The following is a 16266-nucleotide window of genomic DNA, read 5'->3' as shown; positions in this document are numbered from 1 at the left end:
GGCTTACTGAGTTAATAATATAATCGTGGTTAATGCAAATCCTAATACCGAAATTCCTGCCAAAATATTTGGTCCGATGGCTGTGGAATCAATTTTACGTTTGTTTGGTTCTACGTATAAAACATCATTTTGACTTAAATAATAGTGTGGCGAGTTAAACACATTGGGATCGGTCATGTCGATGCGATAACTTGTTTTTACTCCTTCTACTTCTCGAATTAATAGTACATTTTCTCTTCGTCCAAATAAAGTCATATCACCCGCTAAAGCTAAAGCTTCCGGAATTGTAATACGCTCACTAGAAATTGTATAACTACCTGGCGTATTCACTTCGCCAATTACAGAAACTTTAAAATTTATGATACGAATATTGATAACAGGATCTTTAGCAAGTTCTGAAATTTGAGTGTACAATAATGCTCTTAATTGATTTTTAGTCAATCCCACTACTTTCATTTTACCTAAAGTCGGAAAATGTATTTCTCCTTGATTATCAACTAAATAGGTAGAACGTTCTAATTGCAAAGCATTGTTAGTGGTTCCTGTTTGAACGTTTCCAATATTAAACGGTTCCGATGCCTCCGGATTAATAGTCGTTACATTGATATAGAGCACGTCATCTGTTTTGATAAGTGGCTCATAATTTGACTTCATTTCATTTGAAACAGAATCTATTTCTTGAAAATAGATGATAGTTTTTTTAGGCACACAAGAAGTGAATACGACAACGGTGAATAAAAAAATTAAAAAAGTGAGTTTTTTCATGCGATACAAATTCTATTTGGGTGCAAATATAAGTTAATAATTGGAAAGCGAATAGTTAGTTAAAAAATTATGTCAAGAACAACTTTTATTAAAAACAAACGAATGAATAATTGAAAATCATGAATCTAACTCTTGAAAAACAGAATTCATACTTTTAAATTCAGGGACAATGTGTTTCATCTTCGTTACTAAATCGTCATTTGATTCGTGGTGAGCACTGAGCATCAAATCTTCAATTAATTCACTAACTACTTTAAAATCGTCACAAATTTCTTCTGCAATCATAATTTTTTCATGATGCGTCGCCAAACTTTTAGCCGAATCGTTGAGTAATTCTTCAAACAACTTTTCACCTGGTCGAAGACCTACTATTTTAATTTTTATATCCTTATCTGGAGTAAAGCCGGCAAGGCGAATCATTTTTTTAGCTAAATCTATAATTTTAACAGGCTCTCCCATATCAAATATAAAAATTTCACCACCTTTTCCCATCGCACCCGCTTCTAAAACCAATTGACAAGCCTCTGGAATAGTCATGAAATAACGAATTATCTCGGGATGCGTAATGGTAATTGGTCCACCCTCTTGAATTTGTTTAGTAAACAAAGGTACAACCGAACCATTTGAACCTAATACATTTCCAAAACGTGTTGTTATAAATTTGGTGTGAATAGTAGATTCTGTTTTCTTATTTTTAAAATAGAGCGACTGTACGTACATTTCTGCGATACGTTTACTTGCTCCCATGACACTACTTGGATTCACCGCTTTATCAGTAGAAATCATGACAAAGCGTTCTACTTGGTATTTACAAGCCAAATCGGCTAAGTTTCTTGTACCCATTACGTTGGTATATACCGCCTGACAAGGGTTTTCTTCCATCAAAGGCACGTGTTTATAGGCCGCCGCATGATAAATCACCTGAGGCAAAAACAACTTAAACTTACTTTCTAAGAATTCATAATTACGAATATCGCCTACTAAATTAACTACCGGAGGAGCATTTTTTAGTCCGTTTATTTCAAGCGTTAAATGATGTAAAGGGGTTTCTGCTTGATCTAACAAAATAATAGAATGAGGCTCAAAACTCATCACCTGACGCACAATTTCACTCCCAATAGACCCCGCTGCACCCGTAATCATAACGGTTTTACCCCGTAATTGCGAAGAGATGATGCGTGTATCTAAAACAATAGGTTTTCTTTCTAACAAATCTTGGATTTCAAAATTCTTAATATTTTTTGAAATTTCTTTAACATTTTCCCAATCGGTTACTAAGGGAATAGTAAACACTTTATAGTTGTAATCGATGCATTCGTCCACCAATTGAGAACGCTCTTCTTTATTTAAACTTTTATCGGCAATAATAATAGCATCTGCTTTATTTAAACGCATAATGACGGGTACACGCCTTTTAAATTGAAGAATAGGCAAGTCCAAAATACGCTTGTTATTGTTTTGATTATTCTTATCAATAAATCCAACCAACTTGAATCGTTTAGGCACTTCGGTTTTTAAAGCATTAGCAACGGCTATAGAATTAGCATCTGTTCCGTAGATTAATGCTTTGATTTTTGGACCATCAACAACGGCTGTAAAATACCGTTCAAAAATTTGCTTAACCACAACACGATAGAAAAACAACAAACTGAATGACAATATCGCTTGGATAAATATACCCGTATTGAGGTAGACTTTTTCCCAATTGTTCATCACAAAAATAAAATTGATAACCACAAAAGTGGCCAAGGTTGCAAATTGTGAAAAGAATATTTTTAGAGCATCGATATAGGAAGAGTGCCTAATAATTCCTGAATAGGTTCTAAAAACCCAAAAGTAAAAAATATTGACAAATAAATAAACAGGCAAAGCAATACCAACATTGTTTAATTCAATGTAATGAAATCGTATCCCACTCAACAAAATGAAAGTGACCATGCCAGAAAAAAACACGATTGCAGTATCTAATAGTAAAACAACCCACCGCGGCAAGTAGCCCAAATTTTTAAAATTAAATCTCATCCTCAATTGAGAGTAATACTCGATAATCTCGTTAATAAAATTGGTTTCTTTCTTCAAAATGATTCAAATAGTGATAGTCAAACGTGTAAATGTAAGGAATTTTTATAAAAACCTTAAAATTATCTTAAAATTAATATGCACCACAAAATTATTTGATGAAATCAATTTAATGCTTGTTTTAGTCTATTGGTTAAAAACTTTTTTAATTAAAGACTGTATACGAAGTCGTTCTACATCCGTTAAATTTGAACCAGAAGGTAGGCACAAGCCATCGCTAAACAGATTTTCAGAGACAGAACTACCGTAATAAGGAGAGTTAGCAAATATCGGTTGCAAATGCATCGGCTTCCACAACGGTCGACATTCAATATTTTCCGCCTCCATAGCCAATCGTAAATCTTCGCGGGTAACGCCATTGGTTTTAGTAGAATCAATCACAATTGCACTCAACCAATGGTTTGAAAAATAATTTTCATTCGGCTCCGAAAAGACGGTCACACCAGGTATAGCTTTGAAAATGTCGGTGTAAAAAGCATGCATTTTTCGTCGCATAGCGATATGATCATCCAAGACTTCCATTTGACCACGACCTATTCCTGCACAAATATTACTTAATCGGTAATTATAGCCAATTTCACTATGTTGATAATGCGGTGCAGCATCTCGGGCTTGCGTAGCTAAAAAGACCGCTTTTTCTTTCAATTCTTTAGTAGAAGCAACTAATGCTCCTCCACCTGAAGTGGTAATAATTTTATTTCCGTTGAAAGACAAAACGCCAAGAGCACCAAAAGTTCCACAATGCTTTCCTTTGTAAGTACTTCCTAAGGCTTCTGCACTATCTTCTAACACCGGAATGTCAAATTTTTCTGCAACTGCTTTAATTTCATCTACTTTATATGGCATTCCGTATAAATGTACAGCAATAATCGCTTTTGGCTTCTTACCTTTAGTCATTCGATCTACAATAGCTAATTCTAAAGCTTTCGGACAAATATTCCAAGTTTCAGACTCACTATCTATAAATACAGGTGTTGCTCCTAAATAAGCAATTGGATTTGCCGAGGCAGAAAAAGTCATGGTTTGACAAATCACTTCGTCGCCGGGCTTAACATCCAATAAAATCAATCCTAAATGAAGAGCGGCTGTTCCTGAACTCAATGCGGCAACATAGTAATCGCCTTTCAAATAGTGTTCTATTGCTTCTTCAAAACCAGTGACATTAGGACCTAGTGGAGCTACCCAATTGGCATCAAAGGCTTCTTTAACATACTGTTGTTCCGTTCCGCCCATGTGAGGGGAAGACAACCAAATTTTTGAATTATTCATCGTGTTGATTATATTTTATTATTTTTCCTGGAATTCCAACAACCACAGCATAATCTGGCACATCGTGAATAACCACTGTACCTGCTCCTATGGTTGCCCATTTCCCTATTTTTATGCCTTGAATAACAGAAGTGCCAATACCAACATGCGTTCCTTCCCCAACGATAACATTGCCAGCCAAAGAAACACCAGGTGATACATGAGCAAAGTCGCCAATTTGACAATCGTGTTCAATAATTGCACCGGTATTTAAAATACAATGTCTTCCTATTTGAGCACTTGGATTCACGAGTACTCCCGCCATCACGACAGTTCCTTCTCCAAGAAATGCCTGTTTAGAAATGATGGCTGAAGGATGAATAGCCTTTCCAAAATGAACAGGTAATTCAGTGGCCAATCGTTTTCTCACTTTATTGTTTCCGATAGATATAATAACGGCATCGGTTGGATTAAGCACACTTTGAGAAGAATTCAAAATAGGAACATCAAATAGTTCAGCTTGTTTTGGATTGTCATCAATCAGGGCACTAACCTCAAATCCTGCGGTCTGCAAAATATCAAGAATAACTTTGCCATGTCCGCTGGCTCCAAACAAAGTAAATTTAGTTACCATCAAACGGTTCAATTGTGGCTGCATCTGCAGCATTAATACCCTCTTTTTTAATCACTTTCAAAACGGTTTTAAATAAGATTTTAACATCCAATATAAAACTAACATGGTCCACATACCAAACATCATACTCAAATTTTTTATCCCATGAAATGGCATTTCTTCCATTCACCTGAGCCCAACCCGTAATACCGGGTTTAACTTCGTGTCTTCTATTTTGAAAATCGCTATATAAGTGTAAATAATGAGTCAACAAAGGACGTGGTCCTATCAAACTCATATCGCCTTTAATCACATTGAGCAATTGCGGAATTTCGTCTAAAGAGCTCTTTCGCACAAATGACCCAACGGCAGTTAAGCGTTCGGAATCGGGCAATAAATTACCGTTTTCATCTTTTTTATCATTCATCGTTTTAAACTTGATGATGTTAAAAATTTTACCGTTCTTTCCAGGACGAGCCTGAATAAAAAAGGGTTTACCATCATTTGCAAAAAAAAGAAAAATAAAGATAAAAAGAAAAAAAGGAGATAAAAGCAATAACCCTAAAAATGCAGAAATAAAATCAAAAAATGGTTTAATCCCGTTTTGGTACATATTAATCGCTCGTTTGAAGCTACAAAAGTAAGGATATTTTTTTTGGAATGAAAAAACAGGACTTATTTCTCATTATTAATTGTGGTTGCAAATCGCTTATTGCTCTTTAGATTAAGCTAATTAGAACCCGTTTTGGATGTCATAAAATGATTTGTTCCAAAATAATCAACAATCAGCAATCGTTAATCATCAATTCACTGTTACTCATTTTTTGCATTAAAATGACAAATAAGCGAAGATTCCTCCTGCGTCGGAATGACAAGAACGTGAGCGTATTTCTTCTCCTATTATACTATTTTTCTTTTTTTTGTCATTCCGACGAAGGAGGAATCTCCGCAATCAATTCCGCAAACCTTTTCCTCCTCGTTTTGTCATTCTTTTTTTTGTCATTCCGACGAAGGAGGAATCTCCGCATTAATTCGCAATCAATTTCTCAAACTTTGAGATTCCTCCTGCGTCGGAATGACAGACGAGTGGTAAGGGAGTTTTAATTAAAGCAAAAGAAACCCCTATAATAAAAATCCGTGAAAATCCGTTTCATCAATTAAATCCGTGTTCCATCCTCCAAAATAATCAAAAATCAGCAATCGTTAATCATTCTGCTTGTTAGTACGTTTTGTGGAGATTGCTCCTGCGACGGAATTATAAGTGAGTGGAAAGGTTATTCGATTTATTATTACTCGTTTTATTATTTATCATTATGGAAATAAGCGAAGATTCCTCCTGCGTCGGAATGACAAGAACGTGAGCGTATTTCTTCTCCTATTATACTATTTTTCCTTTTTTTGTCATTCCGACGAAGGAGGAATCTCCGCAATCAATTCCGCAAACCTTTTCCTCCTCGTTTTGTCATTCTTTTTTTTGTCATTCCGACAAAGGAGGAATCTCCGCATTAATTCTCAATCAATTTCTCAAACTTTGAGATCCCTACTGCGTCGGAATGACAGACGAGTGGTAAGGGAGTTTTAATTAAAGCAAAAGAAACCCCTATAATAAAAATCCGTGAAAATCCGTTTCATCAATTAAATCCGTGTTCCATCCTCCAAAATAATCAAAAATCAGCAATCGTTAATCCACCCCTTCATATTCCTTCAACAACGCTTCCCAAACCACTTTCTGCTCATACCGATTAACAATCATAGGGCGAGCATTTAGTTGCAATTTTTCATAATAAGCCTTGTTTTCCTTCAAGGCAATCATCGCTTCCAATAGTTTTTTTTCATCCTTAGAGGGAATAATTACACCATTTTCATGTGGAATAATAATTTCATTACACCCATTAATATCCGAAACAATCGAAGGCAAACCCATCGCTCCGGCTTGCATCACCACATTCGGAAAACCTTCACGATAACTCGGAAAAACCAAACAATTGGCAATGGCAAAAAACAAGCGAACATCTTGTTGATAACCAACGGAAATAATTTCTTTTACATTTTCAATCGCTTCCAGTGTTGTGGAAAGCAAAGGGTCTAATGCGGTTTCTAGCGGCCCAACTAAAAGCAATTTTGCATTGGCATGATTTAGCTTTAGCTTTTTAAAAGCAGCGACTAATTCATTAATCCCTTTATCGGTGACTAAACGCCCCACAAAAATATAGACAAAATCGGTCTCTTTAATGCCCCATTGCTCTTTTAAGGCTTCTTTTTGAGCAAAAGTAAAATGGTTTGGAGAAAAATAATTTGTGTTTATACCATTAGTACTGCCATTAGCTAAAACTTTCAATTTTGTTGGTTTACAATAGCCATTCGCTAAAATAATTTCTTTTAATCCGTTTGAATTGGGATAAACTTTGGTTGCAAAGAAATAGGTTAGTTTTTCAACAAAATCTAAAATTTTTCTTTTTTTTCCTTTTTCTTCAAGTAGCGGCAAACCTGCCACAGTATGGAAACGATTAGGCACTCGAACTAAAAAAGCAGCCATCATGCCAACAATTCCAGCTTTAGGAGTGTGCGAATGAACAATTTCTGGTTTGGTTTGAATCAGAAACCAGGTTAGTTTTAAAAGAGCCAACAAATCTTTTAGTGGTGTAATTTGACGAGTCATTTCTAAATGATGCGTTTTTACACCTTCTCTTTTTCCGATTTTTTCCAAATAGTCTTTTTCAGATGAAATCGCAATCACGTTATAGTGATTTTGCATATACTTTAATTGCCCTTCTAACAATTTATCCAATGATAAAGGAACGGTGGTAATTCGAATGAGTTTTTTTTGAGTTGCTTCCAAGCTAGCTTTTATTTACGTTTTTTATTTCCCGCATGATCCACAGCAAAGCTACGGCCATAAAAGGAGCATACATTATTTTTGTTCGCATAAAAATACCCAAATTGGCATAGCGAAAAATAAAAATGAATCCGCAAAGTAACGTAAAAATTACGGCAGTATAAAACCACATTGGGAGTTGCAGTGCTTTTAATTTTGAAAAATTGCAAATAAGCAGCCCAATGGCCACAGCGTGAAAGAGTAAATAAATCAAATTATCGACACCAACTAATAGGGTTTTAAAATCATAGGCTTCCCATAAAAAAGGACGGAAGAAAAAAGAAACAACACGATAAAAAACGGTATAGGTTTCCATCGGAACATAGGAACCCGAATCATCAAAAGAGACTAATGACCCGCGATTAAAACGCAGTATGCGATCCCAATTAAAATAACGAATTTTACTAAGTTGTAACACCATATAAAATAACAAGAGGCCAATTGGAATCAACAAAAAAGCTTTTTTAGCTTTAGAAAAAAGTGATTCCTTTCCGGTTATTAAATAGGCCGTTGTTCCGGCTACTAACAACAATAAACCAACGTGTGGACGAATAGCAAACAAGACTAAAACAGCAATCCAAAAGGAAAAATTTCGAAATTGTTGTTTGGTGATTCCTAAAAAAAGAACGACTAAGCTCCAAAAAACAAGGGGTTCTTTTCCTAAAACAGCGGTCCAATAATGCAAATTAGGCCAAAAAAAAAGCAAAAGTAATATATTGAATGAACCCACTTGAAATCTAGTGCCAAAAAGCAAGCTAATCCATTCTACAAACTTCAAAATTGCAAAATAGCCCAGGATTCCATAGAGAAGAAATCCCCACCAAAAAGGCACTCCCAATTTAATAAAAGGATAATTGAAGAAAACTAATAAATCAGAACCATAATAAAAAAAGGAAAACCAAGATTTATCTGCAATAGTGTGGTTTTCTGCCCAATAAAAATGAGCATCTGAAATCCCTCTTTTAACCCGGTCATTCCAAGCTACCAAGACAAAAAGCAAATGCCAACACAACAACACCCCTTTAAAAACCAAACTTTGCGGATTTTGTAAAGAAATCCAAAAGGTGGAAAAGAAATTTTTGATAGCAGAATTTGTCAAGGGATTAAAGTTGTAAAGGCAAATTGGCCATACTGACCGATTGCATTCCGTATTGTTCGTTTAAAACTTGATATAAGAGGGCTATTTCCGTTAAGGCTTGCATCGATGCTTCGGGATAATCACCAAAATTATGCGGGTGCCACCACAAATGATAAACTTTATCTTGTTGAGCTGCGATAGTCATTTCGTTTTTTATCCGTTGTAAACGGAGTGTATTGGCTATCGAAAAACGATGATGTGGTCGCAAGAATCGGCTAGCAGGCTGAGCTGTTACCGTGGTTGTTTTTACGTGTTCTGTTCCATAAACCATGGAACTTAAAGGTAAATAGGCATCGCCTGTACGGAATAATTTGGTAACCAAAGACGCTTGATTAGGATTGTTCCAAAACCAAACAGCCGGATTGGAACGCACTTGTGTCAAACCCGATTGTAAACAGCTTTCTAAATAGGCTTGATTCCATTGGTTTCTAGGAAAAACAAGCGATTGCATACTTGTCTTTGCTTTTTTTGCCATTTTAATGACTAAATCTAAATCTTGTTCAAATTGCTCTTTCGTTTGTCCTTCTTCCAAACAATAGTAATGGGAATAGGTGTGCGAAGCTAGTTCTTGACCTGGTGTTTGTTGGATTGCTCTAATTAACTCAGGTGCAAAAAAGAATCGGTCTAAACCGCTTTTTTGATGATTTATACCGTAGGCATACGCATCTAAATTTAAATTAGAATAAGTGGGTTTTTGCTCAGGCACATGGGTCATCCATTCCTCCCAGTTTTCATTAAAAAGCATTCCTACTGTTGCCCAAGTCACTTCCATCTTATATTTCTCAAAACAGGCAAGCATTTTGGGTAATACGTTTCGTGTATTGTCAAAATAAGTCACTTTATCTGAAAGTGTAATATGGTCAAACACACCCCAAACCAATTCAAAATCAAGTGAAATAACTAATTTTCCTTTATTCATTTGCGGTTTGATTTAAAATTATAAGTTGTTGTTGTTTATCATATTGCTCTTGAGCTAAAAAGTAATAAATGACAAAAAAAGCAAAATACATCACCATCGATTTTTGTCGCATGATAATTCCTAAGTTAGACATTACAAAGGTCATGGCAAAGGAAGTCAGTAAAAACGCAATGGCAGACATCTTGACCATATACACCGATTTTCTGAAAAAGCGTAAAAATCGTTTGTTGCAAATTTTAGCGAATAAAATTAAATAGAGTAAATTTTCAAAGGAACTAAAAATTCCTAAAAATCCAGGTGAATCCACAAAAAGTGGCCGAAACCAAAACGTAAATAATTTGACAGGTAATGGATAATTTGTCATCCCCACACCAGAACCTGCACTTTCGGACAAACCAATAGAACGAGCATCTGCAAAAACCTCAAAATCAGTGATTACGTTTTCTGAATTCTCCAAATTAGCTACTGCTAAAATAGAATTACTTGCGGCGGCTAAAAAACCAATAGAAGCAACAATCATTAAAAATTTTAATCCAGAACTCATTTTAGCTTTTCCAAACCACAACCCAGCCATCACAGCAACCAACATAAAAAGCATCACGTGTGGCCGAACCATGTACACAAAAAAACCACCAATGATTAACAACGGCATGCGTTTAAAAGGCAATTTTACCGCATAGGTAAAAATCATTAACCCCATAAAAATAACGGATCCTTTTCCTAAAGAAACCGTCCAGAAATGCATATTGGGCAAAAACAATAAGACCGTAAGTAAATCATATTTGCCAAAAATTTTCACGTCGACAGGAATGTTTTCACGCATAAAAAGGTACGCATAAACAAATCCTACATAGCCAAACCAAGAAAAAATAAGCATTAACGATTCATACGAGAGTCCCGCTTGCACAAATGGAGAAGCTAAAAAATTAATAAAATTAGTCCCACTTTCAAACAATTCAGGCCAATCATTTCCAATTTTACTTGCTACATAATAATACTGTTTTGAATCGGAAGGACTAAATAATGTGTAGGTATAATAGACCAAAAAGAATAACAAATGATAAAAATATAAGTAGTTCAACATTTTCGTGTTCATAAACGGGTGTTTACGAGCTAAACTACCAAGCAGTACTTGTGTTAAGATGAATAAAACGATAAAAACAAGTAAAATATCCATGGCTTAAAACAATTCTAAATCGCCCATGGCATAATGCCAAGTTTGGGCTTGTTTTGATTTAGTTAAAATTTCTTTTTCTGCAGTTAAATCTCTACAAGTTAAAATTGGACCAATAGCTCCAAAATACTTCAAGGAGAACAAATTCTTCTCGGTTGTAGAAATAAGCAGGCATTTATTCTTCAAAGCTAAATGCGTGACTACGGCTTTTATTTCTTTTCGAGTTGCTTTAGTGTTACCACCAATCACTTCTGCAATTCGTAATTCTGTAAAATAACGATGTTTTTTTTGATAAACAGCCACATACCAATTATTTCCTGTCAAAATTTGATAGGGTTGCATTGGATTATTTTCATATCGCCAAGCCAAATAGGCAGGTGATTTTGGAGTAAACAGTTGACCCGTACCTTCTAATTCTTTATTATGTTTTTCACAAATTTTATCTAGTTCAGAAACAGACAAAGGTTGTAAATACTTCTTCCCATTATTCAAAAAACTGCCTAAGGTATAAACCAACGAAGGAACTAAAGCAATCGAAATTTTACCCAAAGACTCCCAGCCCATTTTCAAATAACCGGGTCTGCTTTTTTCGTTGGGTGTATTAAAAATAAAACAATCTTGTTTGGCACCCACATCAGCTAATGCTTGTAAAGTCAATTTTTTAAAAATCCCTTTTCCTTGGTGATTAGGATGTGTGGCCGTATCCACGGCACGATAAGCTTGCCAAACTTGCTTTCCAATTTGCCATTTCCATGACATAAATGCTCGAACGCCAATAAATTCTCCATTTTCTTCAGCAAGAAGAACATACGATTCGCCAAATGGATTATCCACATGTTTATAATCCCAAATAGTTGTAGATTTTTTAAGCAATGATTCGCCCAAACTCTCTTTCAATAGTTCAACAATAGCTGGTTTGTCTTCTATATTGGCTTGACGAATGATCATTTTGCGTAGTTGGTATATAAATTCTCTAAGGTTAAAATCATCGCATCCATACTAAACGAGGCAATCGCTCTTTCGCGAGCTGCTTTTTGTAAAGTGGTACATTTTGTAGTATCATTTTTTATCTCAATTACTTTTTCTGTCAACCGTTGCCATTGTTCAACTCCTACTACTACTCCATCTTGATTATCGCGAATTACTTCTTTAATTCCTCCTGCATCCGTAGTGATAATGGCACATTCCATACTCATCGCTTCCAACAAGGCAATCGGCAATCCTTCAAAAGACGAACACATCATAAAGCTATTCATCGCCTCATAATACGGTTTTACTTCGGTTTGTAATCCTGCGAAAAACACTTTTCCTTCTAAACCTAATTCTTTATGTTTTTGTTCAATTTCAGGTTGCAGCGGTCCAGCACCTACAATTATCCCATAGATATTGGCGTCTTTTTCAATCGCTTTTTGCATAATTTCTAACCACAAATCCAATCGTTTTTGAAATCGAAAAACAGCTACTGTTCCCACCACAAAAGCATCCAACGGAATGCCAAATTGGTTTCGTATCATCGAATTTTGAGTAGTTCCAACTCGTTTAAAACTATCCGTATTAACACCATTTAAAACCGTTTGCACTGGAATCGATGGGTTAATATTTCGAGTAATAGAATTGGTTACATCGTCCGAAACGCCTATTCCAAGAGATTGACTAGTAAAAGTCAATTTATTGATAAATTTAGTCAAAAAATGATAGCGTTCTTGCATATTATGCTCCGTATATAAAACTGGGATTCCACTCATCTTATGTACTAACCGACTCACAAAACCAGCCCAGGGCAAATGAGCATGAATCAATTGAATTTGGTGTTCTTTGCAATAGCGTATAATATTTTTGTATTGCAAAAGTAATTGCAAATTATTCTTGGCAGAGAAACAACTTACTTTTCCTCCTGCGTCTTCTAGTGCTTGCACCATTTGATTTTTCCAAGGCAAAAAGTAAATATAATGAAATTCAAAAACATCTTGGTCATGTTTTTTAAGCGTTTCGGGCAACAACATTTCTGCTCCGCCACGACCTAAGGATTTGATGATATGAAGAACTTTAATTTTTGTCATGTAAAACAGATTTATAAACTTGTTCAAACCGCATAGCAAGGTAGCTATTATTAAATTTTTCTACAACGAGTTCTTTGGCATTTTTAACAATAACCGAGGTGTTCGCTGTTTGTACCGCATCTAAAATTGCCTTGACAAAGCCGGCTTCATCTCCCTTTTCAAGTAGATAACCCGTTTCATTTGGGAAAACAATTTCTGAAATACCGCCTACATTATACGCCACAACGGGTGTTTCAGCGTACATGGCTTCCAACAAAACACCGGGCAACCCTTCAATAATGCTGGGCAGAAGCAGAACATCCGCTTGATGAATATAATCCATCACTTGGGAAGTAAAGCCATAAAATGTTACCGCATTTTGCAAACCCAATTGCGTGATTTTTTCCTCCATTTCTTTGCGAAGTGGGCCATCTCCTAACAAATGAAGGTGCGAATTCGGTTTTTCCTTTAAAAATTTTTGAAAAATAGAAAATAATCCCACATGGTTTTTTTCAAAGGAGAATCCGCCCACGTGAATTAGATTAATTTCGCTTTTAGGACTGTTTTGCCAAGACACCGGTTGTAAATTCGGTAGATTAATTCCTACAGGAATCACACTGGTTTTGGATTTAGTTTCTGGGAAAAGTTGGTTAATATCTTGAGCAGAAAGTTGCGACACCGAAATAATTGCTTTGGTTTTACGATACAAAAACCGATTAATCCATTTGGTGATTGGATTAGTAATGTAGGCACTCACCATACTCGCATTTCTAGCGATAATAGGGGTTTTCCATCTGTTTGTCAATTTAGACAACACGGCAAACTTTAAGGTATCTCCGGCATTGCACTGAATCACGTCCGGTTGGTATTGCTCAATTAATTTAGCCAAATTTCTCCATCCCTCTAAATCATTCCACCGTTTGTGTTGTGGTCGATTGAGTAGAATATGTTGTCCTAGAAAGGGCAACTGTGAATCGCCTGGAAAAAGTGATATCAAAAGAACATGATGTCCTTTAGCAGTCAATTCTGTAGCCAATTGAGCGGCAAACATTTCGGCCCCACGCATTTGCGGTTTTTGAATGAGTTGGAAAATCGTCATTTAGTAAAATTTTTAATGACTTGCGAATAACATTCGTTGTATTGTTCGACAACTTTTTCGATGCTAAATTTTTGAAAAGCTTGCTCTTTTGCTTTTTTACCTAAGTTGATAAAAGCAGTAGGATTTTCAAGTACTACTTTCATTTTCTCAACCAAATCAACAGGATTGCCTTTTGCAAAGAAAAGTACTTCTGAAGCAGTAGCACATTCTTTATTTTCATCAATATCCGAACAAATAATAGTACATTCACTCATCATGGCTTCAATTAATGCCCCTGGTAATCCTTCATAATGCGTTGGAAAAACGAAAGCATCTGCTAATTTTAAAAGGTTTGGAATATCATTTCTATTTCCCAATAATGAAATCGTATTTTCTAATTTGCTTTGTTTAATTGCAGCTTCTAATTGCAGACGAAATGGTCCTTCGCCAGCTATTAAAACGCGAAGATTTGGAAAACTAGGTTTGATTTTAGCAACGGCTTCAATTAAATCCAATTGTCCTTTCCTGTCTAACAAGCGACTCACATTTAAAAACACTTTATTTTCATCCGTTAAGTCAAATTCTGCTTTTAATGAATCAATTGCTGTTTTATCAACTGATTGAAACTTTGAAAATTCTCTACCTCTAAAAATAACTTTTATTTTATTCAAATTCAAACCTAAAACTTTCGCATTCGATTGTTTGATGGTTTCTGAGTTAGAAATAAAAAAATCTACTTTTTTGGCTGTCATTGCATCATAATACTGAATTCCATACAATTTTAATTTTCCAACAAAACCTAATTTTGAATAGCGTTCCGCTACATAGGAATTATTGACTAAGCTTGAAACTAACGGAATTGCAAAGTGATTTTTAAGTTTTCTGGAGATGATATCGGAACGAAAAAGTGTGGCGTGAATTAAATCAGGTTTCTCTTCTTCAATAATTGGGTTGAGTAATTGAGCTGCTTTAGAAAAACTATATTTATCTTTTAAATTGAGCTGATATACTTTGATACCTGCGTCTTCTGCAACAGTTGCGAGCGTATTACCTTCATAAATAGTAACAAAGACCGACTCGACAGCTTGGTTATGACGAGCGACATCGAGCAGGCTTTTTTCAGCTCCTCCTGTCTCAAAAGTATCGAGTATGTAGAGAATTTTTTTCAAAACATTTTTTATGATTCAATTGCTTTCATCAAGTGATTTCTGAATTGACTTTTCATTTCGTTCACTTTTTCTTTTAATGCGGATGCTTCAAAATCTGATAATAATTTAATGATTTTATTTTCAAAATCCACTTCTTTTGCATAAAATTGATGGTGTTCTATTATATCCATTTTAGTTAATAAATCAAAAATTTTACCTTTGTGAGCAGTAGGATATTTTTTGGTAGACTCTATAACTAAAAAAGGAATATTATTCTTCACACTAAAAATAGTTGAATGAAAACGGTCAGTCACACAAAAATCAAAATATTGATAACACGTTGCCCATTCTAACGAATTCAGTACATCAGAAAAATTAATTTCACAATATTTATTGTATTGACCAATTCCTACTAATTGTATATTATTCTTTTGGGCATAATTAAATATTTGCTCAGATGCTTTGTCAAATTCAAGACTATTAGAACTTAAATTCATGGCGAAGCGTTTTCTTTTAAAATCAACACCTACTTTAACAAGCTTTTCTTTGACTCCTTTTGCTTCCCATTCTACTCCGAAAGTTGGATCTGGAACCTGATAAACATCTATATTTTCATCAATTCCTTTTATCAAATTATAGGTATATTGATCTCTAGTTGCAATCTTATGAAAACCAGAAACAATGTCTTTTATTTCTTCTCTAGTTTTAGAGTCTTCTAATAACGAAGGCTTGGAGCCATTAGCGGAAGCGGCTGATGCTATTCGTTTTGCTTTTATTTCTTTTGGTAACCAATAAATATTTGGAAAATGTCTCGCAAATTTTCTGTCCAAAATCTTCCAAACTTCATCACTTCCAACAATAACGAAATCATAATTTTGCTTGTTGATAAAATCAGTAGCTTCTTTAAGATTATCTGATGTTAAATAATCTTTTGAAAGAGGAAGTAATTCTGAAACAAATTTTTTAAAACTATAATATTTTTTAATTTTAGAAAACCCATCTTTTTTTAATTTTAAAAGTGATTTAAAGGCCTCTCTTTTTTCAATTTTTTCAATCGATTTATGGCGATAATCAATTACCTCAACAATAGCATTTGGAAACAATTCATTCAGCGTATAAACATGCCCAAGTGTTTGTAAAACAGCTCCATCATTTATGACGTGGTGATACGTTAAAATTCCAATTTTCAT

At 34.9% G+C, this 16266-nt stretch carries 14 protein-coding genes; all 14 read right to left on the bottom strand.

The genetic code is table 11. From position 1 onward, the window contains the following. Positions 1-3 precede the first annotated feature (3 nt). Positions 4-765, bottom strand: a complete 762-nt coding sequence (locus PHR76_RS06215; RefSeq protein WP_300059650.1) for a polysaccharide biosynthesis/export family protein — start codon at positions 763-765, stop codon at positions 4-6. Between the two features lie 117 nt (positions 766-882). Continuing rightward, positions 883-2757, bottom strand: coding sequence for a nucleoside-diphosphate sugar epimerase/dehydratase (locus PHR76_RS06210; protein WP_366143572.1), 1875 nt, complete (start codon positions 2755-2757; stop codon positions 883-885). 213 nt (positions 2758-2970) lie between these two features. Further along, positions 2971-4113 (bottom strand): DegT/DnrJ/EryC1/StrS family aminotransferase, encoded by a 1143-nt coding sequence (locus PHR76_RS06205; RefSeq protein ID WP_300059644.1) that lies wholly within the window; start codon positions 4111-4113, stop codon positions 2971-2973. Next, entirely contained in the window at positions 4106-4759 is a 654-nt protein-coding gene (locus PHR76_RS06200; protein WP_300059641.1) for an acetyltransferase, read from the bottom strand. Before PHR76_RS06200 ends, PHR76_RS06205 begins: the two co-directional genes overlap by 8 nt. Continuing rightward, positions 4716-5318 carry a sugar transferase gene (locus PHR76_RS06195; RefSeq protein ID WP_300059638.1) on the bottom strand — a complete coding sequence of 201 codons (603 nt, stop codon included), beginning with the start codon at positions 5316-5318 and terminating at the stop codon, positions 4716-4718. Before PHR76_RS06195 ends, PHR76_RS06200 begins: the two co-directional genes overlap by 44 nt. Before the next feature lie 1068 nt (positions 5319-6386). Beyond that, the gene (locus PHR76_RS06190; RefSeq protein ID WP_300059635.1) at positions 6387-7544 is read right to left on the bottom strand and encodes a glycosyltransferase family 4 protein; all 1158 of its coding nucleotides are present in this window, start codon (positions 7542-7544) and stop codon (positions 6387-6389) included. Between the two features lies 1 nt (position 7545). Then, the gene (locus tag PHR76_RS06185) at positions 7546-8679 is read right to left on the bottom strand and encodes a hypothetical protein (protein ID WP_300059633.1); all 1134 of its coding nucleotides are present in this window, start codon (positions 8677-8679) and stop codon (positions 7546-7548) included. Positions 8680-8683: 4 nt separating this feature from the next. Beyond that, positions 8684-9637: a polysaccharide deacetylase family protein gene (locus tag PHR76_RS06180; RefSeq protein WP_300059631.1), complete on the bottom strand. Its 954-nt coding sequence runs from the start codon at positions 9635-9637 to the stop codon at positions 8684-8686. Continuing rightward, positions 9630-10814 (bottom strand): hypothetical protein, encoded by a 1185-nt coding sequence (locus PHR76_RS06175; protein ID WP_300059628.1) that lies wholly within the window; start codon positions 10812-10814, stop codon positions 9630-9632. The genes PHR76_RS06180 and PHR76_RS06175 overlap by 8 nt, the downstream gene beginning before the upstream one ends. Before the next feature lie 3 nt (positions 10815-10817). Next, positions 10818-11759 (bottom strand): GNAT family N-acetyltransferase, encoded by a 942-nt coding sequence (locus PHR76_RS06170; protein ID WP_300059626.1) that lies wholly within the window; start codon positions 11757-11759, stop codon positions 10818-10820. Next, entirely contained in the window at positions 11756-12871 is a 1116-nt protein-coding gene (locus PHR76_RS06165; protein ID WP_300059625.1) for a glycosyltransferase, read from the bottom strand. Before PHR76_RS06165 ends, PHR76_RS06170 begins: the two co-directional genes overlap by 4 nt. Beyond that, positions 12858-13949, bottom strand: coding sequence for a glycosyltransferase (locus PHR76_RS06160; RefSeq protein WP_300059623.1), 1092 nt, complete (start codon positions 13947-13949; stop codon positions 12858-12860). Before PHR76_RS06160 ends, PHR76_RS06165 begins: the two co-directional genes overlap by 14 nt. Further along, a complete protein-coding gene (locus tag PHR76_RS06155) occupies positions 13946-15097 on the bottom strand; it encodes a glycosyltransferase family 4 protein (protein ID WP_300059621.1) in 1152 nt (383 codons plus the stop codon). Before PHR76_RS06155 ends, PHR76_RS06160 begins: the two co-directional genes overlap by 4 nt. Before the next feature lie 8 nt (positions 15098-15105). After that, on the bottom strand, positions 15106-16266 hold the full coding sequence (locus PHR76_RS06150) for a polysaccharide pyruvyl transferase family protein (RefSeq protein ID WP_300059619.1): 1161 nt from the start codon (positions 16264-16266) through the stop codon (positions 15106-15108).

Origin of the sequence: Flavobacterium sp. (assembly GCF_028689845.1) — a bacterium.
Taxonomy (GTDB): Bacteria; Bacteroidota; Bacteroidia; order Flavobacteriales; family Flavobacteriaceae; genus Flavobacterium.
Note: the sequence above shows the minus strand (reverse complement) of the source record. Positions and strands in the feature narration are given on the sequence as shown.